At 34.3% G+C, this 23,129-nt stretch carries 23 protein-coding genes; 17 read left to right on the top strand and 6 right to left on the bottom strand.

Translation table 11 applies throughout. The annotated features are described in order from the left end of the window. The first annotated feature begins 43 nt into the window (after window positions 1–43). Window positions 44–910 carry a hemolysin family protein gene (locus LGAS_RS06710; protein WP_003646956.1) on the top strand — a complete coding sequence of 289 codons (867 nt, stop codon included), beginning with the start codon at window positions 44–46 and terminating at the stop codon, window positions 908–910. Then, the gene (locus LGAS_RS06705; protein WP_003646957.1) at window positions 910–2,478 is read left to right on the top strand and encodes a peptide chain release factor 3; all 1,569 of its coding nucleotides are present in this window, start codon (window positions 910–912) and stop codon (window positions 2,476–2,478) included. Before LGAS_RS06710 ends, LGAS_RS06705 begins: the two co-directional genes overlap by 1 nt. Window positions 2,479–2,531: 53 nt before the next feature. Here LGAS_RS06705 and LGAS_RS06700 read toward each other — a convergent pair whose 3' ends face one another. Beyond that, window positions 2,532–2,810, bottom strand: coding sequence for a DUF1827 family protein (locus LGAS_RS06700; protein WP_034525186.1), 279 nt, complete (start codon window positions 2,808–2,810; stop codon window positions 2,532–2,534). Between the two features lie 129 nt (window positions 2,811–2,939). After that, complete coding sequence (locus LGAS_RS06695; protein WP_003652268.1) at window positions 2,940–5,108, bottom strand: ATP-dependent Clp protease ATP-binding subunit; 2,169 nt, start codon at window positions 5,106–5,108, stop codon at window positions 2,940–2,942. Between the two features lie 206 nt (window positions 5,109–5,314). Between LGAS_RS06695 and LGAS_RS06690 the strand changes: the two genes are divergently transcribed. The 6 genes from LGAS_RS06690 to LGAS_RS06665 all read left to right on the top strand — a co-directional run bounded on the left by LGAS_RS06690 (window position 5,315) and on the right by LGAS_RS06665 (window position 9,909). After that, window positions 5,315–5,497 (top strand): hypothetical protein, encoded by a 183-nt coding sequence (locus LGAS_RS06690; RefSeq protein ID WP_003646960.1) that lies wholly within the window; start codon window positions 5,315–5,317, stop codon window positions 5,495–5,497. Window positions 5,498–5,616: 119 nt separating this feature from the next. Next, a complete protein-coding gene (locus tag LGAS_RS06685) occupies window positions 5,617–5,883 on the top strand; it encodes a phosphocarrier protein HPr (protein ID WP_003646961.1) in 267 nt (88 codons plus the stop codon). Continuing rightward, a complete protein-coding gene (gene ptsP, locus LGAS_RS06680; RefSeq protein ID WP_003646962.1) occupies window positions 5,883–7,622 on the top strand; it encodes a phosphoenolpyruvate--protein phosphotransferase in 1,740 nt (579 codons plus the stop codon). Before LGAS_RS06685 ends, ptsP begins: the two co-directional genes overlap by 1 nt. 197 nt (window positions 7,623–7,819) lie before the next feature. Then, window positions 7,820–8,221, top strand: coding sequence for a transcriptional regulator SpxA (gene spxA / locus LGAS_RS06675; protein ID WP_003646963.1), 402 nt, complete (start codon window positions 7,820–7,822; stop codon window positions 8,219–8,221). A gap of 103 nt (window positions 8,222–8,324) precedes the next feature. Then, complete coding sequence (locus tag LGAS_RS06670; protein ID WP_003646964.1) at window positions 8,325–8,978, top strand: adaptor protein MecA; 654 nt, start codon at window positions 8,325–8,327, stop codon at window positions 8,976–8,978. A gap of 58 nt (window positions 8,979–9,036) precedes the next feature. Beyond that, window positions 9,037–9,909, top strand: a complete 873-nt coding sequence (locus LGAS_RS06665; RefSeq protein WP_025012216.1) for a competence protein CoiA — start codon at window positions 9,037–9,039, stop codon at window positions 9,907–9,909. Window positions 9,910–9,918: 9 nt separating this feature from the next. Here LGAS_RS06665 and LGAS_RS06660 read toward each other — a convergent pair whose 3' ends face one another. Together LGAS_RS06660 and LGAS_RS06655 are read right to left on the bottom strand one after the other, a co-directional pair. Then, complete coding sequence (locus LGAS_RS06660; RefSeq protein ID WP_003651930.1) at window positions 9,919–10,524, bottom strand: DsbA family protein; 606 nt, start codon at window positions 10,522–10,524, stop codon at window positions 9,919–9,921. Window positions 10,525–10,594: 70 nt separating this feature from the next. Continuing rightward, window positions 10,595–11,218: a CYTH domain-containing protein gene (locus LGAS_RS06655; RefSeq protein WP_003646967.1), complete on the bottom strand. Its 624-nt coding sequence runs from the start codon at window positions 11,216–11,218 to the stop codon at window positions 10,595–10,597. Between the two features lie 77 nt (window positions 11,219–11,295). On the opposite strand from LGAS_RS06655, the gene yjbM reads away from it, so the two are divergent. The 4 genes from yjbM to LGAS_RS06635 all read left to right on the top strand — a co-directional run bounded on the left by yjbM (window position 11,296) and on the right by LGAS_RS06635 (window position 15,502). Then, window positions 11,296–11,922, top strand: a complete 627-nt coding sequence (gene yjbM, locus LGAS_RS06650) for a GTP diphosphokinase (protein ID WP_003646968.1) — start codon at window positions 11,296–11,298, stop codon at window positions 11,920–11,922. Continuing rightward, window positions 11,922–12,725, top strand: coding sequence for an NAD kinase (locus LGAS_RS06645; protein ID WP_003646970.1), 804 nt, complete (start codon window positions 11,922–11,924; stop codon window positions 12,723–12,725). Before yjbM ends, LGAS_RS06645 begins: the two co-directional genes overlap by 1 nt. 2 nt (window positions 12,726–12,727) lie before the next feature. Beyond that, complete coding sequence (locus LGAS_RS06640) at window positions 12,728–13,627, top strand: RluA family pseudouridine synthase (protein WP_003646971.1); 900 nt, start codon at window positions 12,728–12,730, stop codon at window positions 13,625–13,627. Between the two features lie 99 nt (window positions 13,628–13,726). Next, window positions 13,727–15,502 carry an oleate hydratase gene (locus tag LGAS_RS06635; protein ID WP_003654076.1) on the top strand — a complete coding sequence of 592 codons (1,776 nt, stop codon included), beginning with the start codon at window positions 13,727–13,729 and terminating at the stop codon, window positions 15,500–15,502. A gap of 81 nt (window positions 15,503–15,583) precedes the next feature. Here LGAS_RS06635 and LGAS_RS06630 read toward each other — a convergent pair whose 3' ends face one another. Beyond that, window positions 15,584–16,795: a DUF2075 domain-containing protein gene (locus tag LGAS_RS06630; protein ID WP_003646972.1), complete on the bottom strand. Its 1,212-nt coding sequence runs from the start codon at window positions 16,793–16,795 to the stop codon at window positions 15,584–15,586. 91 nt (window positions 16,796–16,886) lie between these two features. Continuing rightward, a complete protein-coding gene (locus LGAS_RS06625) occupies window positions 16,887–17,909 on the bottom strand; it encodes a lactonase family protein (protein WP_003646973.1) in 1,023 nt (340 codons plus the stop codon). 132 nt (window positions 17,910–18,041) lie between these two features. On the opposite strand from LGAS_RS06625, the gene LGAS_RS06620 reads away from it, so the two are divergent. The 5 genes from LGAS_RS06620 (at window position 18,042) to LGAS_RS06600 (ending at window position 23,128) form a co-directional block, all read left to right on the top strand. Next, complete coding sequence (locus LGAS_RS06620) at window positions 18,042–18,422, top strand: PTS glucitol/sorbitol transporter subunit IIA (RefSeq protein WP_003646974.1); 381 nt, start codon at window positions 18,042–18,044, stop codon at window positions 18,420–18,422. Between the two features lie 11 nt (window positions 18,423–18,433). Beyond that, the gene (locus tag LGAS_RS06615; RefSeq protein ID WP_003646975.1) at window positions 18,434–19,615 is read left to right on the top strand and encodes an AI-2E family transporter; all 1,182 of its coding nucleotides are present in this window, start codon (window positions 18,434–18,436) and stop codon (window positions 19,613–19,615) included. A 74-nt stretch (window positions 19,616–19,689) separates the two neighbouring features. Next, the gene (locus tag LGAS_RS06610) at window positions 19,690–20,247 is read left to right on the top strand and encodes a tRNA (uridine(34)/cytosine(34)/5-carboxymethylaminomethyluridine(34)-2'-O)-methyltransferase TrmL (RefSeq protein WP_003646976.1); all 558 of its coding nucleotides are present in this window, start codon (window positions 19,690–19,692) and stop codon (window positions 20,245–20,247) included. A 1-nt stretch (window position 20,248) separates the two neighbouring features. Then, a complete protein-coding gene (locus LGAS_RS06605; protein ID WP_003646977.1) occupies window positions 20,249–20,683 on the top strand; it encodes a DUF1149 family protein in 435 nt (144 codons plus the stop codon). A 21-nt stretch (window positions 20,684–20,704) separates the two neighbouring features. Then, entirely contained in the window at window positions 20,705–23,128 is a 2,424-nt protein-coding gene (locus LGAS_RS06600) for an FtsK/SpoIIIE family DNA translocase (RefSeq protein WP_003654089.1), read from the top strand. The last annotated feature ends 1 nt before the right edge of the window (window position 23,129 follow it).

The raw sequence follows: 23,129 nt of genomic DNA, 5'->3' as shown, positions 1-23,129 counted from the left end.
ATTAAAGTGGGATTAAGGCAGTAATAGAAAGAGAGAAATTAAGATGAGTAGTGATCCCGGTGCGGGTGATATATTTAGCAAATTAAGAGCTAAATTTCGCGGCGATGAAGATATTGATGGCCAACGTAAGCTAAATAAAATTTTAAATAAATTACATGAGCAAAAAGAGATTAGTGATCGTGAGTTTTCAATGATGGAGGGTATTCTTGAGTTTGAAGAAAAAATGGCTCGAGAAGTAATGGTTCCTAGAACAGATGCCTTTATGGTCGATATCAATGATAATTTTCAAGAAAACTTAGATCAAATCTTGAAAGAACCTTATTCAAGAGTACCTGTCTATGATGGTGATAAGGATAAGATTGTTGGTGTTATTCATATTAGGACGGTTTTACGGAAAGCCCATAAGATTGGCTTTGATAAGTTAGATTACGATCAGGTAATGTTTAAGCCTTTATTTGCACCTGAAACAATTGAATTAGGTGAATTATTAGTTGAAATGCAGCAAACTCAAAGACAGCTTGCAATTTTAACTGATGAATATGGTGGTGTTGTAGGACTGACAACAATTGAAGATTTAATTGAAGAGATTGTTGGCGACATTGATGATGAGGTTGATAAGGCTGAGGTCCTATTTTCAAAAATTGGGCCAAGAGAATATGTAATTTATGGGAAGATGCCTTTAGCTGATTTTAATGAAGAATTTGGAACTGATTTAGCAATGGAAGATGTGGATACGGTTGCTGGTTACGTAATCACTAAATTAGGAATGATTCCGGCTAAAGGAGAAAAACTAAGCGTCAAACTTGATAATGGAATGATTTTAACGACTAGACGAATGAAGGGGTCGCGTTTATTAACGCTGTTACTTACAATTCCAGAAAAACAAGAAAAGGAAGAAGCTAAAGATTAATGACAAAGTTAACTGATGAAGTGAAAAAAAGACGCACGTTTGCAATTATTTCTCACCCTGATGCGGGTAAGACAACAATTACTGAGCAAATGCTTCTTTTTGGTGGAGTGATTAGAAGTGCAGGTACAGTTAAAGCACGTAAAAGTGGACATTATGCAACTAGTGACTGGATGGCAATTGAAAAAAAGCGTGGTATTTCAGTTACTAGTTCAGTAATGCAATTTGAATATCAGGGTAAGAGAATCAACATTCTTGATACGCCAGGACACCAAGATTTCTCCGAAGATACTTACCGGACTTTAATGGCAGTTGATGCTGCGGTAATGGTTATTGACTCTGCTAAAGGTATCGAACCTCAAACCAAAAAATTATTTAAGGTTGTAAAGAAGCGTGGCATTCCTATCTTTACCTTTATGAACAAGCTTGATCGTGACGGACGTGAACCGCTAGATTTAATTGCTGAATTAGAAGATTTACTTGGTATTGAAGGCGTAGCCATGAACTGGCCAATCGGTATGGGGAAGCAATTAAAGGGATTATACGATATTGCAAATAATCGTGTTGAACTTTATCGAAAAGATGATGATGACCGCTATTTACCGCTGGATAAAAATGGAAAATTGGCAGAAGATGAACCTTTAGCGCAAGATAGCTTGTATCAATCAACTCTAGATGATATTGACTTGTTGAAAGAAGCCGGAAATACTTTTGATAAAGAAAAAATCTTAAAAGGAGATCAAACTCCCGTCTTCTTTGGTTCAGCTTTAACTAATTTTGGTGTTGAGACTTTCTTAGATAGTTTTGTTAATTTAGCGCCAGCTCCTCAAGAACATATTGTTAATGGTGATGAAAAATTAGCTGCAGACGATCCTGAATTCTCTGGTTTTGTATTTAAGATTCAGGCTAATATGAATCCTAACCATCGTGATCGAATTGCATTTGTAAGAATCGGTAGCGGTGAATTTAAAAAGGGGATTGACGTAACTCTAGCTAGAACTGGAAAGCCAGTCAGATTAAATAATGCAACTGAATTTATGTCTAGTGAACGAGTTCAAGTTTCTGATGCGGTTGCTGGCGATATAGTTGGTCTATATGATACAGGAAACTTCCAAATTGGAGACTCAATTTACGCCGGTAAGAAGAAAATTGTTTATCCAGCTTTACCGCAATTTACACCAGAAATTTTCATGCGTGTAACTGCTAAAAATGTTATGAAGCAAAAGTCGTTCCATAAAGGGATGAACCAATTAGTTCAAGAAGGTGCAATTCAGCTTTATCGTGGTTATTCAACTGATGATTATATCCTGGGTGCAGTTGGTCAATTACAGTTTGAAGTCTTTTCTTTTAGAATGAAGAACGAATATAATTCAGAAGTAGAGCTTCATACTTTAGGTAACCGTGTAGCGCGCTGGATTAATCCAGATCAGTTAGATCCAAAGATGTCATCTTCTCGTAATTTGTTAGTAAAAGATAGAGATGGTGAGCCACTATTTTTATTTGAAAATGCTTTTGCAGAAAGATGGTTCAAAGACAAATATCCAGATGTTGAATTAACTTCAAGATTGTAATTGAGTCAAAAATAAAAAGCCATGGAATTTTCCACGGCTTTTTAAATGCAATTTTATCGATCACAAGTAATAGAAATAATCTTTCTACTCTTATCAACTGTTATATCGTAAATTCGATCTTCATGAATTAAACGCTTAATAACAAACTCTACTTCGTCTTGTCTGATAGGACGTTTATGATTTTCCATTACGATTTCAATTTTATCAGCGGTTTCGCTGTATACTACTGTAGTATTACCTAAAGAGTAAACTTTTACGAATTGACTATTTGTAGCTGCTAGCTGTCTTTGAACTAAATCACGGTAGCTATTTGTAACATCAATTAAATGCATCATATTTATAACCTCGATATATAAATGTGTCTTTAAAATCCCAACTTAAGTATAACCTTTTTTAGAAGATTTATAAAAATAAATAAAAAAAGAGTCACATTTATGTGGCTCTCTTTAGTATTTGAATACTTAATTTTCGCTGATTACAATCGCGTTATCTACTACATCAGCTTTTAAGTCTTTAGCAGCTGGATTGTCTAACTTGTAATCTGCAACTTTGTCCTCGATTTCTTCTTGAATTGTACGACGAAGTGGACGAGCGCCCATAGATGGATCATAACCTTTTTCTACAAGTAGTTCCTTTGCTTCTGGAGTGACTTCAATATGAAGACCTTGATCTTTGACCATATTGTTAGTATTAGCAAGCATTAAGTCGACAATCTTAATTAAGTCTTTCTTATCAAGTGAATTAAATTCGACAATATCATCTAATCTATTTAAGAATTCAGGCTTGAAATATTGACCAAGAGCATTCTTAAATTGTTCTTGATGACTGTTTTCAGCAGCAAAGCCAACGTTCGCCTCTTTAATTCCTTGACCAGCATTAGAAGTCATAATAATAATTGTGTCTTTAAATGAAACTGTACGACCTTGTGAATCAGTTAAACGACCATCATCAAGAATTTGTAAGAAGAGGTGAAGTACATCTGGATGAGCTTTTTCGATTTCATCAAATAAGATTAAGCTATAAGGATTATGACGTACTCTTTCTGTCAATTGACCTGCTTCTTCATATCCTACATAACCTGGAGCAGAACCAATTAACTTAGAGACTGAATATTGTTCCATATATTCACTCATGTCAAAACGAATCATCGCATCTTCAGTACCAAAGATTTGCTTAGCTAGTTGCTTAGCTAATTCTGTTTTACCAACACCAGTTGGTCCTACAAATAGGAATGAACCAATTGGACGACCAGATTTGTTGAAACCAACTCGGTTACGGCGAATTGCGCGAGCAACAGTTTCAACAGCCTTATTTTGACCAATTACATTATTTTTAAGATCAGTGGATAAGTTCTTTAATTGAGTTTCTTCTTGTTTTTGTAAGTCGCCAACAGGAATATTAGTTTTTTCTTCAACAATCTTATTCATGATCTTTTCAGTAATTTTAGGTGTTTGATCTGGATCTACTTTTTGATCTTTTAATTTTTCATATTTTTCAATTTGATCACGATAGTAAGCTGCTTTTTCATAGTCTTCATTCTTCAAAGCTTCTTGCTTTAAATTTTCAGCTGCATCTAGTCTTTCCTTAATTTTTTCACTATCGACATATGGAATAGTAAGGTTCATTCTTGAACCAGCTTCATCTAAAAGATCGATGGCTTTATCAGGTAAGAAGCGATCTTGAATATAACGAGAGGAAAGGGCGACGGCAGCTTGAATTGCTTCATCAGTATAGTGAACATGGTGATAATCTTCGTAGCGTTTACGAATACCTTGGAGAATTTTAACTGTTTCTTCAGTAGTTGGTTCTTTAACCTCAACTGGTTGAAATCTACGTGCTAAAGCAGAATCTTTTTCAATATTTCGATATTCTTTAATGGTAGTTGCACCGATTAGTTGGAAGTCTCCACGAGCTAATGCTGGTTTAATAATGTTGCCAGCATCCATACCACCTTCAGCATTACCTGTACCAACTAATTCATGAATTTCATCGATAAATAGAATGATGTTGTCATTTTGTTCAAGTTCTTTGATTAGCTGTTGCATTCTTTGTTCAAATTGACCACGAATACCAGTGCCTTGAACCATCGAAACCATATTTAGTGAAATAATACGTTTATTTTGTAGCTTAGCAGGAACAGATCCGTCAACAATTTGTTGTGCTAAACCTTCAACAACAGCCGTTTTACCAACACCGGCTTCTCCAATAAGAACTGGATTGTTTTTGGTGCGTCTGTTTAAGATCTCAATGACTCTAGCAATTTCCTTATCACGTCCAATAACTGGATCAATCTTTCCTTTTTTTGCTAGATTAGTTAAATCAGTTCCGTATTGGTCTAATAGTGATTTTTGACCACCATTATTGCCACCGCGACGTCCACCGCCCATTCTCATTCGGGGATCACGGTCTTGAGAATTATTTTGCTCATTATTACTATTATTTAAGGCGTTTAATAAATCATCAAAATCACCAAAAAAAGCATTGTTATTATTCATATTATTAATTTGTCCTTGTTGATTTTTTAATTCTTGATAACATTGTTGGCATAATGATATTTCACGATCTTGCCCATTAACATTTGTATAAAGATGAATTGAGGCAGGACGTTCATGACAGTTATCGCATAGCATTAATATTTCCGCCTTTCTTATAATATACAGGCTATATTTTTATTTTAGCACTCTTGATGTTTAAGTGCTAACTTGCTAATATCATAGTACGGATACTTACTAATTGCAAGTAGTTAGATTAGATTTTTGCTAAATAATTGCTACAATAGGAAAAGAATTAATTTCTTACTAAGCTAGTAAAATTTAAGGAGTGAGATTCATAAGATATGGATTATAAAAAAATACTAGATCAGATCGTGAGTGGCGAATTAAAAGAATATAGAGTAAGTCCTAAAGATGCTTTTCAATTTCAATTAGCACTTAGAAGCTATGGTAAAAGGCAAAGTATAACTGGAATTGCTCAGCGTGGTGGGGATATAATTTATACCTTATCTGATAATGAAAATTAAGCAACTTATAATGTAAACATTTACATTTGTATTGTTTTCATGTTAAAAACATGATAACCTAATAAACGAGTGGGTATAAAACTCCCGATTATTTTTGATTTTAAAGGAGATAATTTAAAATGGAAAAACGCGAATTTCATATTGTTGCTGAAACTGGTATTCATGCACGTCCAGCTACTTTGTTGGTACAAGCTGCATCTAAGTTTAACTCAGATATTAACTTGGAATACAATGGTAAATCAGTAAACTTGAAGTCAATCATGGGTGTTATGTCTTTAGGTGTTGGCCAAGGTGCAGACGTAACTATTACTGCTGATGGTGACGATGCTAAAGAAGCAATCGAAGCTATTGCTGACACTATGAAAAAGGAAGGTTTAGCTGAATAATGTCGAAAACTTTAAAGGGAATTGCTGCCAGTGATGGTATTGCAGTTGCACCAGCCTACCTTTTGGTAGAACCTGACCTTTCGTTTTCTAAAACATCAGTTAGCGATGTTGATGCTGAAGTAGCTCGTTTTAAAAAAGTTGTTGAAGAATCAACTAAAGAATTAGAAAAAGTTCGTGATAAGGCTAAGGAAAGTTTAGGAGCAGAAGAAGCTCAAGTTTTTGATGCTCACCTTCTCTTCTTAAGTGACCCAGAATTTACTGGTGCCATTGAAACAGAAATCAAAGATCAAAAAGTTAATGCTGAAGCTGCATTAGATGAAACTGCTCAAAAGTTTATTACCATCTTTGAAGGCATGACTGATAATGCATATATGCAAGAACGTGCAGCTGACGTACGTGATGTTTCAAAGCGTATTATGGCACACCTTCTTGGTAAGAAATTACCAGATCCTGCAGCTATTGACCATGAAGTTGTTGTGGTGGCTTATGATTTGACACCAAGTGATACAGCTCAACTTAACAAAAAGTATGTTAAGGGATTTGTAACTGATATTGGTGGTAGAACTGCTCACTCAGCAATCATGGCTCGTTCATTAGAAATTCCAGCTGTTGTGGGTACTGAAAGCATTACTAAAGACGTTAAAGATGGCGATATGCTTATTGCTGACGGTTTAGACGGTGATGCTATTGTTAACCCAACTGATGCTCAAGTTGAAGAATACACCAAAAAGGGTGAAGCCTTTGCTAAGCAAAAAGAAGAATGGAAGAAGTTAAAGAATGAACCTTCTGTAACTGCAGACGGTAAGAAGTTCATCATTGCTGCTAACATTGGTACTCCTAATGACATGAAGGGTGTAAAAGAAAACGGTGCTGAAGCAATTGGTTTGTACAGAACTGAATTCTTATACATGAATTCAAAAGACTTCCCATCTGAAGAAGCTCAATTCGATGCTTATAAAGAAGTTATCGAAGATATGGATGGTAAGCAAACTATCATTAGAACTTGTGATATCGGTGGTGACAAGCACTTAGATTACTGGGATCTTCCAGAAGAAATGAACCCATTCCTAGGTGTTCGTGCTATTCGTCTTTCAATGCAATACAAGGATATCTTTAGAACTCAATTAAGAGCTTTACTTCGTGCATCTGCATATGGTCCATTAGGAATTATGTTCCCAATGATTGGTACTTTGGCAGAATTACGTGAAGCAAAGCAAATCTTAGCTGAAGAAAAAGATAAGCTTGTTAAAGAAGGCGTTAAGGTCGGTGACGACTTACAAGTTGGTATGATGATCGAAGTTCCAGCTGCTGCAGTGTTAGCTGACCAATTTGCTAAAGAAGTTGATTTCTTCTCAATTGGAACTAACGATTTAATCCAATATACTATGGCTGCCGATCGTGGTAATGATAACGTTTCTTATCTTTACCAACCATATAACCCATCTGTTTTACGTTTGATTAAGCATACTATTGATGGTGCTCATGAAAATGGTATTTGGTGTGGTATGTGTGGTGAAGCTGCTGGTGATGACATTATGTTCCCAATTCTTTTATCAATGGGACTTGATGAATATTCAATGAGTGCAACTTCAATCTTACGTATCAGAAGTTTGATGAAGAAGATCAATACTGAAGATATTAAAGAATTAGCTAATAAAGCTTGTTTTGTTTCAGAAACTGCTGATGAAAATAAGAAGCTAGTTGAAGAAACTATGAAGAAGCTTAACATTAATGACTAATAGAAAGAGAGTACGAAAGTACTCTTTTTTTCTGTCAAAACTTCACACAAACTTCATTATTTACTGATAAAGTAATACTTGTAAGCTAATAAAAAGAAATCTAATTACAACTTACAAAAAACAAGTATTTGTGATACAATGATAGTTGTAAGTGAAACGGTAGTTATTTTTCTACACGCAAAGGAGTGTGGAGTTAAGTGTTAAATTTATATACATCACCAAGTTGTACTTCATGTCGTAAGGCAAAAGCATGGTTAAAAGAGCATGATATTTCTTTTAAGGAGAGAAATATTTTTGCTAATCCATTGAATAAAGAAGAAATCATGCAAGTTTTGCGTATGACCGAGAATGGAACGGAAGAAATAATTTCTACTCGTTCTCGTACTTTCCAAAACTTAAAAATCAATTTAGATGACTTATCAATTGATCAATTGATTGATCTTGTTGAAAAAAATCCAAGTTTATTAAGACGTCCAATCATTATGGATGACAGACGTTTACAAGTAGGATATAACGAAGATGAAATTAGAAGATTTCTTCCTCGAAAGGTTCGTCGTTTGGAACTTGAAGAAATCCAAGCAATGACAGCTGATCTTTAATTAAAAATTGTAAAAACGTTAGCCTTTTTAAGCTAGCGTTTTTGTATGAACAAGAAAATAGGTTACAATGTATTAAAGACAAGAGACTTCGAGGTGATAACAAGTGGAAGTACATAGAATAAGTGAGAATACCATTCGTGTAACAATGGATGCGGATGAACTTAAAGAGCGTGGTATAACAATGCTCGATTTATTAGGAAATAAAAGTCAAATTCAACATTTTTTCTATCAAATTTTAAGTGAAGTCGATACAGATCATACTTTTGCTAAAGGCGATCCAGTTACTTTTCAAGTTATGCCAAGTAGTTCTGGATTAGAGTTACTTATTTCCAAAGTACCGGACAGTGATGAAGATGTCAGTGATAATCCCAATGATCAATTACGTGACCTGTTAAAGGGATTGGGGGCTGGATCAGATAATGATGATCGTAAAACAGAAATTAATGATCAAGATAAACTAATTAGCGATAATCGTAGAGTCTTTAAGATTGATAGTATTGATTTAGTTGCTGCCCTAGCAGATGCATTAAAGGTTGATGGTTTAGCATCTAGTCTATATACATATCATCATGAATATTATTTAGACTTAGCCTACTTAGATGACAATTATGTTGAACTGAAGCCAGAAGATACTTGGGTAATAGCTAATGAATATGGAAATGGAATGACAGAAAAGCAATTCCAAAAAATAAAGAAAAATGCTAAGTGCTTGATTAGACAAGATGCTCTGGGAAACCTAAGACAATATTTTGATTAAAAATAAAGGAGATGAAAAAAATCATCTCCTTTTTGCGTATATAATAATGGGCGATAAAATGTATGCTGCTATTTTAAATCAAAAGTTAGTCTTAGCAATTAATGAAGCAGAACAAGTTAGTAAAGGATTAAAAAAGTTAAATCAAGAATCTTATCTTTGCCCATCTTGCAAGCATCGAATGATTTTGATCTTATCAGAAGAAAAAAAGCCATTTTTTAAACATTTTTATCAGGTAAGGGGAACCGGAGAAAAGGAGGAGCATTTACAGGCAAAGCAGTTGTTGTGTACTGCACTAAAAGCAAATGGAATTCGAGCAGATGTTGAAGTTCCGCTTTTAGATCAGCAATTAAGAGCAGACATATTAGTAGAAAACAACTTATCTTTTGAAGTACAATGCGCACCGTTAAGTGAGGCAGAATTTGCCCATCGTCATGCCTTATATAAAAAGTTGCAGATTAAAGATATTTGGATTGTTGGAAAAAGGCATTATTTAAAAAATAAAATTAACCATTCTCAAAAAATCTTTCTAAGATATAGTGCAAAATGGCAATGGTACTATTTGGAAATTAATCCATTTAGTTGTGTAATTACGTTAAAATATAATATTTTAATGGCAGCACTTAGTTCAGAACTAAGCTATGATATAAAAACTTTTTCATTAGATGAAAAAGGAGTAGCTAGTTTGTTTACTTTCATTCCATCTACTAGAAGAAATAAACTGAGTTATATTCAAGATCAAAAAGTATATTTACAAAAACAAATTACTCAAAAGAGTAAACTCGGATTAGAAATTGCTTCGCTATTATATCAACTACATTATTCTGTGGCAGATATCCCAGATGAACTCTTCTTAAAATTACGGGAGCCTAAAGAAAAGAGTCCAATATTAATTTTTCTGCAAAAAAAACTAGCTGACTCAAAAGTCAACTAGCCCACTAAATTATAATAAGCGCAAACTATTGTCACTACTAGTTTGTCTATCCCCGGTGATTGCGGACTCAATTTCTTCGCGATTCGCACAACCTTCAATCATCATCCCTGAATCACCACGATCATTATCATAATTAAAAATAATCGTAGTTGGAGTAGTTACAACATTCAGGTCATCGGCAAGTTTTAAATCTTTATCCATTGAAAGCTTAATATAATTTGATTCTCGGTTCTTCTTGAAGTTCTTAATTGAAACATCTAGAGAACTCAAAATTTCATTAACAAGCTCTGTAGAATAAACTTTGCCCATATCATTAATAGCATGTTGCAATTTGATGATATATTGTCTAGCTTTTTTGTTGCCAGCTATTAATTTTAGAGTGTGATAATCTTTGGTTGCGTTATAAGCGCTTTGACTAAAAGTGTTGAAAATTTCGATATTACTTGATGAAAGATGTCTTGCTCTGATATCGCTACGAATTGTGTTCATAGTAGTCATGGGAATAAAGTGGTAAGAAATATTTTGTTGATAACCACTGACTGCAGCAATTATTTCCTGTTCATTTTGATAACAGTTAATCCCAATCGGATTAACAAAGAAAAATATTTCAAACATTTTGTTATTTCCTCCGTCCAAGTTCATGAATACTGTATCAGAAAATGAACGAAATGGAAAAAAATTTGTTTTATTTTTTATGTTCCCAGGCACGTTTTACTTTGCTTTGGTTAGTATTTTCCTTGTCAGCTTTGAAATTAAACTGTTTTTCTAATTCAGCAAGTACCTTTTTTATAGTTGCTGGATCATCGTTTTCAATTTCTAATTCAAAGTCATAATAACCATCTGGAAATTCTGTTAAATCAAGAGTTAATTCACAATTCTCTGGTCCCGCAGCTAATATTCTACGTGTTTGGCTCCAAGAAATTAGTTTTAAGGAGTGAATGGCTTTATTAGAATAATGTTTTTGTAAATAATTACCAACATCACCACCAAATAAGAAGAAAGTACCCTCGTAGGCACTTTGAGCCATTTGCTCGGCTTGAGCTACTGATAGAAGATCATTAATTTCTACTCTTTCACTATATTTATTTTCTTTAGGATTGGTTTCCTTAACTTTAATAGTTTGTTCAGCATGATCAACCAAAATTCTGATTCTTAAACTAGCATCACTGTTTTTTAAGTCAAAATCAGGTGTATCAAAGTAGTAGTTTTTTTGAATAAAATCTGATTTAGCAGTAAATGCGTCACGCATTTTTTCGTAGGTATCTTTATCTAGGAGTGTTTTTGATTCAATTTCTAAATTTTTACTCATAATTTTATCCTTTCACTAGTTAATGTTATCCCTCTCTATGGTAGAATAATTTTGTTTGAAACGGAAAGGATTTATACATGAAAGATTGGGATTTATTTTTATGGCCTTATCAACAGGCTGTATCTGAATTAAAAGTTAAATTTCGATCACTTAGACAAAGTTTTTTAAACAAGGGTGAGCATTCGCCGATTGAATTCGTGGTCGGACGCGTAAAAACAGTCGATTCAATTAAAGAAAAAATGACGCGGCGAGTTATTGCTCCTGATGTCATTGAAAATGATATGCAAGATATAGCTGGCATCCGAATTATGTGTCAATTTGTTGATGATATTTATCGAGTAGTTGATCTAATTCACCAGCGTCAAGATATGCAGGTAATTGAAGAAAGGGACTATATTCAAAATGCTAAGCCATCTGGATACCGTTCTTATCATATGGTAATTGAATATTCTGTTTTTTTACCAGATGGACCTAAAAAAATAATTGCCGAAATTCAAATTCGGACCTTAGCAATGAATTTTTGGGCAACGGTAGAACATACATTAAATTATAAATATCAAGGGAAGTACCCAGAAGATATTTCTAAGCGACTTAAATCAACAGCCGAAGCTGCTTATAAGTTAGATGAAGAAATGTCATCAATCAAAGATGAAGTGCAGGAAGCACAGAGAATTTTTACTAAATCTAAAGGAAAAGAACAATAATGAAAGTCGCACTCGTTTATAATGAAAAAGTTGAAACCTTGGCAGTAGTTAAGGCATTAGAAAAATTGCTTGATTCTAGAAAGATCGAAATTGATCCTGAAAATCCTGATGTGGTAATCACAATTGGAGGAGACGGAACTTTAATTTCTGGCTTTCACAAATATCAAAATTTAGTTGATCAGATAAGGTTTATTGGTGTACACACGGGACACTTGGGTTTTTATACTGATTGGCGTAATTTCGAAATTGGAAAGATGGTTGATAATTTAACTAAAAAACAACCATCTTCCGCTTCTTATCCGCTGCTAGAATTAATTATTACTACTGGCTCAGGTGAAAAGAAAAAGTTACTTGCTTTAAATGAAGCAACAATTAAACGAGTTTCTAAGACTTTAAAGGCTGATGTTTATATTAGAGACCAATTCTTTGAAAGCTTTAAAGGAGACGGTTTATGTGTTTCAACGCCTACAGGGTCTACTGCTTACAGTAAATCATTAGGCGGCGCAGTTATCCATCCCCGTTTAAAAGCCCTGCAAATGACTGAAATAGCCTCGATTAATAACCGTGTATTCAGAACCTTATCGTCCCCAATAGTTATTGCTCCAGATGAATGGATAACTATTAAACCAGAAAGTGATGATCACTACGTAGTAACCTATGATGGATATGAATTCAATCATAAGCACATTAAGAAAATTGAGTATCGGATTTCTCAACATGTTATTCGATTTGATAAATATCAACATACTCACTTTTGGAATCGGGTAGAAGATGCCTTTATTGGGCAACCTAAGAATAAATAATCATGCAATATTTTAAATTAAAATTTGAAAATAAAACACCTCAAAAATTGGGGCGTTTTTTGTTAAGAAATGGTTTTTCTAAAAGAGCTTTAACTAATAGCCAGCATAATGGGGGAATGATTTTAGTAAATCATCATCGCCGTTATACTAGCTATCTTTTACATCCAGGGGATGAAGTAATCTTTATCTTAGGTGAAGAGAAGAAAAATCAATGGCTAAAACCATCTACTAATCAACTTAATATTGTTTTTGAACAGCATGATTATTTAGTCGTAAATAAAGAAGCTGGCGTTTTGTCAATCCCATCTCGCTATGAAGATAATGATGCAGTAGTCAACAGATTAATATATTATTTTCAAAAAAATGGGCAGAAAGATCTGAAGCCACATGTTATTACAAGACTTGATCGTGATACATCAGGATTAGTTTTAGTTGGAAAAAATGCAGTTGCTCATGCTCGATTTAGTGAGATGGGAAAGGATTGTTTTATTAAGAAGTACCATGCAATTGTGCATGGCAATTTTAGTAAAGAGCAAGAAACAGGGACTATTGATGCGCCAATCGGTAAACTAGATGCTGGCGTTAAACGCGGAATAGTAGCTAATGGTCAACGCTCAATTACAAAATACCGTGTTTTAGAGCAAGTTAATGGTGCGAGCTTAGTTGAATTACAGTTACTAACTGGCCGAACCCATCAAATTAGAGTTCACATGCAATACCTTGGACATCCCTTGTATGGTGATCCATTGTATGGGATTAAAGATAATTTTAAGCGACAAGCTTTGAATTGTTTTTATCTTAAGTTTGATGATCCTTTTTCTGAACTTAAGCAGGAAATTACTATTTCAGAACCAGTTGATATGAAATGTTTGTGGCAAAGCCTAATAAGTAATAAATTATAAATATAATAGTCAAATACATTGACTATTGTAACCGCTTTACATAGAATTGAATATAAGAAGTGTTAATACTATCCTAATATAGAAAAGAGGATCACTTGTATGTATTATTCAAAGGGAAATTATGAAGCTTTTGCAGACACAAAAAAGCCAGCAGATGTAGACAAAAAATCTGCTTATATTATTGGTAGTGGATTAGCTGGTCTTTCAACAGCATTCTTCTTAGTTAGAGATGCTAAAATGGCTGGTGACAAGATTCATATTTTAGAAGAATTAGATGTTGCTGGAGGCTCTTTAGACGGAACTAAGCGTCCCAATGCTGGTTTTGTAGTTCGTGGTGGTCGTGAAATGGAAGACCACTTTGAATGTATGTGGGATATGTACCGTTCTGTTCCTTCGTTGAGAATACCAGGGGCATCCTACTTAGATGAGTATTATTGGCTCGACAAAGAAGATCCTAACTCATCAAATTGCCGGTTAATTCATAAACGTGGTAATGAATTGCCAACTGATGGTTTATATCAACTAGGTTCACATGCTAGTGAAATAGTTAAATTAGTTTTGACACCGGAATCTGAAATTCAAGGAAAGACTATTGAAGAATGGTTCTCTCCAGAATTCTTTAAGTCTAATTTCTGGACTTATTGGTCAACGATGTTCGCTTTTGAAAAATGGCATTCTCTTGCAGAAATGAGACGCTACTGCATGCGGTTTATTCACCATATTGATGGTTTACCAGACTTTACAGCTTTAAAGTTCAACAAATATGACCAATATGATTCAATGGTAAAACCACTACTTAAGTACTTAAAGGATCATGGCGTTAAGTTTGAGTATGGTGTTCAAGTAGAAAATGTTCTAGTTGATCATGAAGGAAACGAAAAAGTTGCTAAAAAGATTGTCATGAAGAAAGATGGTAAGCAAGAAGATATTGACTTAACTGAAAATGATCTTGTCTTTGTGACTAACGGTTCAATTACTGAAAGCTCAACTTATGGTAACCAAACTACACCAGCACCAATTACTCATGCTAAAGGTGGTTCATGGAGATTATGGGAGAATCTAGCTAAGCAAGACCCAGCATTTGGTCATCCTGATGTCTTTAGTGAAAACTTGCCAGAGAGATCATGGTTTGTTTCTGCAACTACAACCTTGAAAAATAAGAAAGTAGCACCTTACTTTGAAAGATTGACTAAACGCAGTTTATATGATGGCAAAGTAAATACTGGTGGTATTATCACAGTAACTGATTCTAACTGGGGCTTAAGTTTTACCATTCACCGTCAACCACACTTCCCAACGCAAAAACCAAATGAAATCGTCGTTTGGATCTATGCTTTATATTCAGATACTGAAGGAAATTACATTAAAAAGAAGGTTGTTGACTGTACCGGACAAGAAATCGCTGAAGAAATGCTGTATCATTTAGGTGTTCCAGAAAGTGAAATTAAAGAACTTTCTTCAGAAGAAAATATGAATACTGTTCCAGTATATATGCCTTATATAACTAGTTACTTCATGCCGCGTCATGATGGCGACCGTCCAGCTGTTGTACCAGAAGGTTCAAAGAATTTAGCCTTTATTGGTAACTTTGCTGAAAGTCCTACTAGAGATACTGTCTTTACTACTGAATATTCAGTTAGAACTGCGATGGAGTCAGTTTACACCTTGCTTAATGTAGATCGCGGAGTACCAGAAGTTTGGGATTCTGTTTATGACATTCGTGAATTACTTCGTGCAATGTACTACATGGCTGATAAGAAGAAGCTGGCAGATCAAGAAATGCCACTTCCTGAAAAGCTTGCCGTTAAAGCAGGGATGAAGAAGATTAAGGGAACATGGATTGAAGAATTGCTTGAAGAAGCAAACCTGATTTAAGATTGTAACAATTTATTTAAATGAGAATTAAAAAAATAGGCGATGGGTAAAAAACCAGCGCCTATTTTTATTATTATTTTGCTATTTTTTAAACAGCGAAACTAGCGTTTTTCTAAGTAAAGGATCATGTGCATAAAGATAAGTTCCCATAATTCCTCTTTTAAAGAGTACATTTAAAGAATTAAGTACCATTCTTTCTTCTAGTTTTTTAATTTCAATTGGATCAGTTAAATCTTTTCTTTTTTTAAACATTTCAATATCGGTGATTTTGTCTAAATTGACTTGAATTTTATTTTGACCAGGAATCTGACTAATTGGCGGTCCAATAATGATGCCTGTATAGTTTAGATCAAAACCTTGGCAAGTATATATTGACCCTACTTCATTAATCGTTTCAGGTATTTCTGCCCAAGGTGTTGAGGTGTAATTATACTGATCCCATGGCATTTTAAATTTACCTTCTTGAATATAGTGCTTGCCACCATCTAATGTTGAAGGATAACCAGACGTAGAAAGAATTCTACTTAAGCCTACTTCATTGTTACGTTTAACAATTTCTTTCCGCATTTCTTCCGCATCATTGAAAATCCGAAAGTCATAATTCTTTGTTGCATTATCTGGGATTGGCTTGATAATTTTATTTTCAGTAAAAGAATTGAACCAATCAATCAGATCTGAAGATGCATTCATTCGAAATTGATGCTTTAAGTAATATTCTTTATGTGGATAAAGATGCGTAATTCTTTCTAGTCGCTCTTTAGTCCAAAGAGTTTTCATTTTTAATACTTGATAGGGATCGAAAACTAGAATAACTACCTTACTTCGTTTAATAATCTCAACTAATTGATTATCATGATAGAAATTATTGTAGTGGTCAGGTTTTGAGAGAAGTAAGTGTGCTTCATCAATAATGACAATATCAGCTTCTTTTTGCTTTTTGTCTAACTGATTAATAAAGCTAGTTGGTCTTTGAAAATTCTTCTTTAATAATTCTGGAAGCGGACCGGCAATTTGCTTATAGACTTTAAGGATTTCTGGATGGTTAACTAAGAAATAATTATTAGTTTGATAAAAATTGCTATTTTTAGTTTGACGTAATTTTTGTATTTGATCAAAAAGTGCAGAAAGGACTACGCTTTTTCCAGTTCCAGCGTCACCATAAATAGTAAAAGTGGCAGGAAAATTGTTGTTAAGGTGCTGATTGGTAAAGTTAATAATTTGATTAACCAATGCTTCTTGCTCAGCGGTTAACTTTTTTAATGGTGATAGTTTATCAGTAGCATTATTTTGCATGTAAATATTTGCTTTCTAAGTAAGATAAAATAAAAGCCATGAAAATCATGGCAAAATGGGAGTTTAATAATCTGTGATAACTATTATCAGACTAATCTTCTTCGAATAAGACACGTGTAGCTTCTGGTACAGGAATATCTTTTTGGATAGGAGTTAAGTTACCTGTTTCGGAATTACGACGGTATAAAGTAGCATTATTAGTATTTTGGTTAGCTACAACAAGATATTTTTCGTCCTTATCCCAGTTAAAGTCACGTGGGAATGATCCAAAGACGGAAATTCTTTGTACTAATTCTAGTTTTCCATCGTTTAGGACTTTGAAAACAGCGATTGAATCGTGACCGCGATTAGAAATATAAATAAATTTACCATCTTTGGAAATTCTAATAGCTGCGGCACCGTTGTGATCACTGAAGTCGTCAGGAATAGTCTTATAGGTTGCAATATCTTCAAATTCCCAAGTATTTTCATTTAAGCGAGCAACGTTAACTTGACTTGATAATTCACCAACGATATACATAGTTTTTCCATCAGGTGAGAAGACAAGGTGGCGAGTACCAAAGCCGCTTTCCATTTGATAACGAGCTAAGTGTTTTAATTTATCTCCATCTAATTTATAAAAATCAACAGCGTCAATTCCTAGATCACATGAAACTAGATTACCGGCTGGAGTTTCATCGAAGAAATGTGGGTGGGCTTGATCTTGTTCTGCTCTTGGTCCGTGACCTTCATGAGTATCGTTAGTAATAAAAGTTAATTTTCCATTTTCATCATAAGAAAAAACGTTAATAGTTGCTAAGTGATAGTTGGCAGTAAAGACTAGGTGCTTTTGTGAGTCGACACTAATATAACAAGGCGCTGCTCCTTCATGGAAATAGGTATCTAACTGTTTTGCTTTTCCATCCTTGATGCGATAAGTAGCGATTCCGCTTTGGTCACCATTTTGAATGATGGTAAATAGTAAATCACCAACTAGTTGAAAATAAGTTGGACGATCAATTTCAACAATATTTTTAACATCAACTAGTTTAATATCATCTTCATTATTTTCTACATTAGCAGTATAAATTCCTTTTGAGTCATGGCTAGTATAGCCACCAAACCAAACTTTCATAGTTTTACCTCCTGATAAAAGCTTTCCGTAACATATTTATTCTCTACCTTTTGACAAGAATAGGCAATTGTTATTAAGTGTTATCAGCTAGGCAAAGTGATATGGTAAAATTTAGTAAAGAGGTTGATAAAAATGAAGTGGAATTCTACAATTACTGCTATTGGATCAGAAGCGTTAGATCCAAATGATAATATCGTAATTTTATTTGATAACAAAGCAACTGATAAGTTGCGAGATGTTGCTGTTTTACAAAAATTTGATGAAGCAACTCCAGTAGAAAAATTTATTTTTAAAAAAGACGATTCAATTACGATTGACGGAACTACTTATTTAGCTTTATATGTTGGCCCAATGGTTCAAATGAATATGCAAGCTATTGGACATGCAACTTTAGTATTTACTAATGAAGTTCCGAAAAAGCCAATGACTAATGCAATTTATTTAGAAAAAGATCCTAAAGAAGAAATGCCTAAATTTAAAGTGGGGGACTGGATCACCTACGAACATAGATAAGAGGGGAAGCTATGGATGTAGAAAAACATCATCAGAAGAATAATTTCTTTGTTAAATGGTTTTTAAATAATCGCTTTAGCATAGTATTACTTAATATTTTATTGTTCTTCTTAATTATTTGGGTGTTTAACCAAATTTCTTTTGTGTTAAATCCTTTTTGGACATTCTTTAATGCAATTTTGCCACCAATTTTGGTGGCATCAATTCAATATTACTTAATGGATCCGGTAGTTGACTGGATGGAAAAGAAATTAAAAGTACCACGCATAATTACAATTATTTTGCTATTTGTAATTGTTTTGGGAGGATTAATTTGGATCATTAATACTTTGATCCCAATTATTCAGCATCAAACTGATTCTTTAATTAAGAACTGGCCAGCTTATTGGCAAGATGCGCAAAAGGGCTTTGAAAAGATGATCCGAGATCCCCGTTTAAATGGAGTTCGTGGTGGAATCAATCAGGCCGTTTCTGACGCTCAGACAAAGATGTTTAAAACTGGGCAAGACAGTTTTAACTTAGCTTTGAGTAATTTGTCGTCGGCTGTTAATGTTATTACAATGATTTTTATGACGTTATTAACAGCGCCTTTTGTTTTATTCTTTATGTTAAAAGATGGTCATCGTTTAAATCCCTATGTGACCAAATTTGCTCCACAAAGACTACAGCCTAGTTTTTCAAGTTTACTTAGTGATATTAATGGAGCTGTAGCATCATACATTAGAGGACAAATTACAGTTGCTTTTTGGGTTGGAGTAATGTTTGCGATTGGTTATTCGGTAATTGGTCTAAATTATGGAATAACATTAGCTGTTCTAGCTGGTGTATTAAACATGATTCCTTATTTCGGAACCTTTATCGCCTTTATTCCAGCAATTATTTTGGGGCTAATTAGCTCACCTATGATGCTTGTAAAGGTTTTAATTGTCTTTGCAATTGAACAAACGCTTGAGGGACGTGTTATTTCACCATTGGTAATGGGGAATAAGATGAACATGAATCCAGTTACTACTATTTTGCTATTAATTGGTGCAAGTGCTGTTGCCGGCTTATGGGGCGTAATTTTTGCGATTCCAGTTTATGCTGTAATTAAGATTATTGTGACTAGACTATTTAATTATTATCGTAAGATTTCAACTCTTTATGATGAGATATCGGGATCAGATGATGCGAATCTAAAGTCTAAAGAGTAGAATTGAGTATAGAATTAAACGTGGTACTTGCCTCATTACAGGTGCTACGCTTTTTTTACAAGAGGAGCTTTTTTATGACAAATCACGTTGTACTTTATGAGCCATTAATGCCTGCAAATACAGGAAATATTGCTCGAACTTGTGCGGGTACTAATACAATCTTAGATCTTATTGAACCGCTCGGCTTTCAAATTGATAATAAAAAAATGAAACGTGCAGGATTAGATTATTGGGATAAAGTAGACATAAGAATGCATGATGACTTAGATGCCTTTTTAAAGACTCTTGGTCCAAATGATGAAATGTATTTAATTTCAAAATTTTCTTCAAAAAATTATGCTCAAGTAGACTATACTGATCCTAATAAAGATTATTATTTTGTTTTCGGAAAGGAAACAACTGGTTTACCAGAAACTTTTATGCGAGAATATTATGATCGTAATCTTAGGATTCCTATGTCAGATAATATTCGTTGCTATAATTTATCAAATTCAGTAGCGATGGTTCTTTTAGAAGCTTTGAGACAGCAAGGTTTTCCAAATATGGAAACGAGCCATCATTATGAAAATGATAAGTTAAAGGATAATTATAATCGTCCTGAACGTTATGAAAGAAATTTAGGAGAGAATTAAAATGGATTTTAAAAATATGACTCCAATTATTGTTCGTTCTTTTCATTATGATTTAAATGATGAACAAAAAGTAAAAAATGAAGTTAATGTGTCATTAAGACAAGTTTATCAAGACTTAGACGACGGTAGCCAAGATGAAGGGAAAACTGGTAAGTATTTTGAAATTGCTGTTCCATTCGAGGTTTCTCCCGCACCCGGCGATTTTACCGTTAGTGGTGTAATTACGAGAGTTGTTCAATTTGTTGATTATTTTGGCGATGGGACCGATTTAGAACCATCAGATTACCAGTTACTTTCTAGACCATTAGTTGAACAAATTGAAACTTTAACTTATGAAATTACCCAATTAACTTTAGATCACCCAGTTAACCTTAGTTTTAAATCAAACTTTAATGAATTAAACCGAGATAACCAAAAGGGCAAAAATGATAAGTAAAAAGATTGAGAAGGTGTCTTGATGGCTAAAAAGCGAAAACGCAGGACAAAGAGAAAGACAACTACTAAAAAGAAAAAACAAAGTATGGAATGGGTCATTACTGGAATCGTACTTGTTTTAATAGCAGTTTTAAGTTGCGTTCATTTCGGTTTGTTTAGCCAACAACTAATTAATTTAATTCGCTTTTTTGTTGGAGATAGTCACTATTTAGCCAGTCTTGTTTTAGGCTTATTTGGCTTGGTTATGGTGATTTATAACCAGCCACCTCGTTTTAGTTTAAAAAGAGGAAGCGGCCTAGGAATTTTTTATTTAGGTTTACTCCTTTGGGAAAGTTCTCGTGTCTTCAATCAAATGATGATCCATCAAGGATTTGTCAATGCCTTTTTAACATCAATTGGTGAAGAATTTTCTCGTGCTCAGATTACGACCAAAGTTGGTGGTGGCTTTATTGGAAGTATGTTTTATCAACTTATTTTTCCAATTTTGGGTACCGTAGGTTCAGAAGTAATATCTTTACTAATGATGTTAGTAGGAGTCTTGATGATCTGCAATGTGAAGTTTGCTACTTTGTTGTCTGGTTTTCAAAAGGGCTCGCAATTAGTAATTGAGAAAAATAAAGATGCTGGTGATGCTTTAAAGAGTAAATATAATGATTTAGTCGAAAAGCATGAGCAAAATAAGCAAGAGAAATTAAATAATCGAGAAAAATTGACTGATCCTTTGGATGATCATGATGATACTTTCCCAAGTACAGCTGATTTCACAGAAGACGCATCTACTTCAAATAAAACTGAAGATGTTGAAGAAACACCTCGTTTTGATCCTCCAATCGAGGTTTCTCAAGAAAGTACCGCTGCTTCAGACGCAGAAGTTGGAGATAATTCGGCTGATGATTTGCCAATTTCACATTCTTATGCGGAAGAAGATCAGAAGATGAAGCAGGAACTTCAGGATGTTGATCATGGTGATTTAGAGACTAAGCAACACGCTCAAACAAAAAATGCTAATTATCAGAAACCTCCAATTAATTTGTTAGCACCGATAAAAAGCGTTGATCAAAGTCAAGATAAGTCTTTAATTCAGAAAAATACTGAAGTCTTAGAATCTACTTTTAAGAGTTTTGGTGTACATGTCATTGTCAAAAAAGCTGTCTTAGGACCTACTGTTACTCGTTATGAAGTACAACCAGCAGTTGGAGTTAAGGTAAGCAAGATTGTAAACTTAGCAGATGATCTAGCTTTAGCCTTAGCTGCCAAGGATATTCGTATTGAAGCCCCGATCCCAGGAAAGCCTTTAATTGGAATTGAAGTACCTAATCGAACCACCTCAGCTGTTTCTTTCAAAGACGTAATGCTTCATCAAGATTCAAAAGCAAAAGATATTTCTCTTGATGTACCTTTAGGTAAAGACGTTGAAGGAAAAGTAATTTCGGCAGATTTACGCAAGATGCCACACTTATTAATTGCTGGTTCTACTGGATCTGGTAAATCAGTAGCAATTAATACAATTATTACTAGTATTTTAATGAAGTCTTATCCAGAGGATGTCAAGCTAGTTTTAATTGATCCTAAGATGGTTGAACTTTCTGTATATAACGGGATTCCCCACTTATTAATTCCAGTTGTTACTGATGCTAAGTTGGCTACAAATGCCTTACGTAAAACTGTTAAAGAAATGGAAAGACGTTATCAACTTTTCGCAGCTGGAGGAGTTCGTAATATTACTGAATATAATCAAAAGGTAGCTGAAAACAATGCTGATAAGACTAATTCGGTAATGGAAAAATTGCCTTACATTGTAGTAATTGTAGATGAATTAAGCGATTTGATGATGGTTGCTGGTCATGATGTAGAAGACGCAATTGTTCGTTTAGCGCAAATGGCGCGTGCGGCTGGTATTCACATGATTTTGGCAACGCAAAGACCGAGCGTTGACGTTATTACTGGTTTAATTAAGGCAAATGTTCCATCTCGAATTTCATTTGCTGTCTCTAGTGGGGTAGATTCACGAACTATTTTAGATCAAGTTGGGGCTGAAAAGCTTTTAGGACGTGGAGATATGCTTTTCTTACCAATTGGAGCAGCTAAACCTGAACGTGTTCAAGGAGCCTTTATTTCCGTAAATGAAGTAGAAAAAATAGTATCGTGGGTAAAAGAGCAACAAGAAGCGGTATATAACGAAGACATGATTCCTTCAAAGAATGATTCTGAAAGTCAAACTGATGGTGAAGATGAGCCTGAGGATGAATTCTATGATCAAGCAGTAGCCTTAGTTAGAAAACAGCAGTCAGCGAGCGTATCAATGCTTCAGCGTCGATTTAGAATTGGTTATAATCGAGCTGCAAGAATTGTGGATGCAATGGAAGCAAAAGGGATTGTAGGGCCTTCGGAAGGATCTAAACCGAGACAAGTACTTATTCCACCAGAAAAGGACGATGATCAGTAAT

Origin of the sequence: Lactobacillus gasseri ATCC 33323 = JCM 1131 (assembly GCF_000014425.1) — a bacterium.
GTDB lineage: Bacteria > Bacillota > Bacilli > Lactobacillales > Lactobacillaceae > Lactobacillus > Lactobacillus gasseri.
Note: the sequence above shows the minus strand (reverse complement) of the source record. Positions and strands in the feature narration are given on the sequence as shown.

What these genes read in the sequence shown, in the direction of transcription:
- LGAS_RS06710 (WP_003646956.1), top strand. Translation starts at nt 44, where the DNA reads ATGAGTAGTGATCCCGGTGCGGGTGATATATTTAGCAAATTAAGAGCT.
- LGAS_RS06705 (WP_003646957.1), top strand. Translation starts at nt 910, where the DNA reads ATGACAAAGTTAACTGATGAAGTGAAAAAAAGACGCACGTTTGCAATT.
- LGAS_RS06700 (WP_034525186.1), bottom strand. Translation starts at nt 2,810, where the DNA reads ATGCATTTAATTGATGTTACAAATAGCTACCGTGATTTAGTTCAAAGA.
- LGAS_RS06695 (WP_003652268.1), bottom strand. Translation starts at nt 5,108, where the DNA reads ATGCTATGCGATAACTGTCATGAACGTCCTGCCTCAATTCATCTTTAT.
- LGAS_RS06690 (WP_003646960.1), top strand. Translation starts at nt 5,315, where the DNA reads ATGGATTATAAAAAAATACTAGATCAGATCGTGAGTGGCGAATTAAAA.
- LGAS_RS06685 (WP_003646961.1), top strand. Translation starts at nt 5,617, where the DNA reads ATGGAAAAACGCGAATTTCATATTGTTGCTGAAACTGGTATTCATGCA.
- ptsP (WP_003646962.1), top strand. Translation starts at nt 5,883, where the DNA reads ATGTCGAAAACTTTAAAGGGAATTGCTGCCAGTGATGGTATTGCAGTT.
- LGAS_RS06665 (WP_025012216.1), top strand. Translation starts at nt 9,037, where the DNA reads ATGTATGCTGCTATTTTAAATCAAAAGTTAGTCTTAGCAATTAATGAA.
- LGAS_RS06660 (WP_003651930.1), bottom strand. Translation starts at nt 10,524, where the DNA reads ATGTTTGAAATATTTTTCTTTGTTAATCCGATTGGGATTAACTGTTAT.
- LGAS_RS06655 (WP_003646967.1), bottom strand. Translation starts at nt 11,218, where the DNA reads ATGAGTAAAAATTTAGAAATTGAATCAAAAACACTCCTAGATAAAGAT.
- yjbM (WP_003646968.1), top strand. Translation starts at nt 11,296, where the DNA reads ATGAAAGATTGGGATTTATTTTTATGGCCTTATCAACAGGCTGTATCT.
- LGAS_RS06645 (WP_003646970.1), top strand. Translation starts at nt 11,922, where the DNA reads ATGAAAGTCGCACTCGTTTATAATGAAAAAGTTGAAACCTTGGCAGTA.
- LGAS_RS06640 (WP_003646971.1), top strand. Translation starts at nt 12,728, where the DNA reads ATGCAATATTTTAAATTAAAATTTGAAAATAAAACACCTCAAAAATTG.
- LGAS_RS06635 (WP_003654076.1), top strand. Translation starts at nt 13,727, where the DNA reads ATGTATTATTCAAAGGGAAATTATGAAGCTTTTGCAGACACAAAAAAG.
- LGAS_RS06630 (WP_003646972.1), bottom strand. Translation starts at nt 16,795, where the DNA reads ATGCAAAATAATGCTACTGATAAACTATCACCATTAAAAAAGTTAACC.
- LGAS_RS06625 (WP_003646973.1), bottom strand. Translation starts at nt 17,909, where the DNA reads ATGAAAGTTTGGTTTGGTGGCTATACTAGCCATGACTCAAAAGGAATT.
- LGAS_RS06620 (WP_003646974.1), top strand. Translation starts at nt 18,042, where the DNA reads ATGAAGTGGAATTCTACAATTACTGCTATTGGATCAGAAGCGTTAGAT.
- LGAS_RS06615 (WP_003646975.1), top strand. Translation starts at nt 18,434, where the DNA reads ATGGATGTAGAAAAACATCATCAGAAGAATAATTTCTTTGTTAAATGG.
- LGAS_RS06610 (WP_003646976.1), top strand. Translation starts at nt 19,690, where the DNA reads ATGACAAATCACGTTGTACTTTATGAGCCATTAATGCCTGCAAATACA.
- LGAS_RS06605 (WP_003646977.1), top strand. Translation starts at nt 20,249, where the DNA reads ATGGATTTTAAAAATATGACTCCAATTATTGTTCGTTCTTTTCATTAT.
- LGAS_RS06600 (WP_003654089.1), top strand. Translation starts at nt 20,705, where the DNA reads ATGGCTAAAAAGCGAAAACGCAGGACAAAGAGAAAGACAACTACTAAA.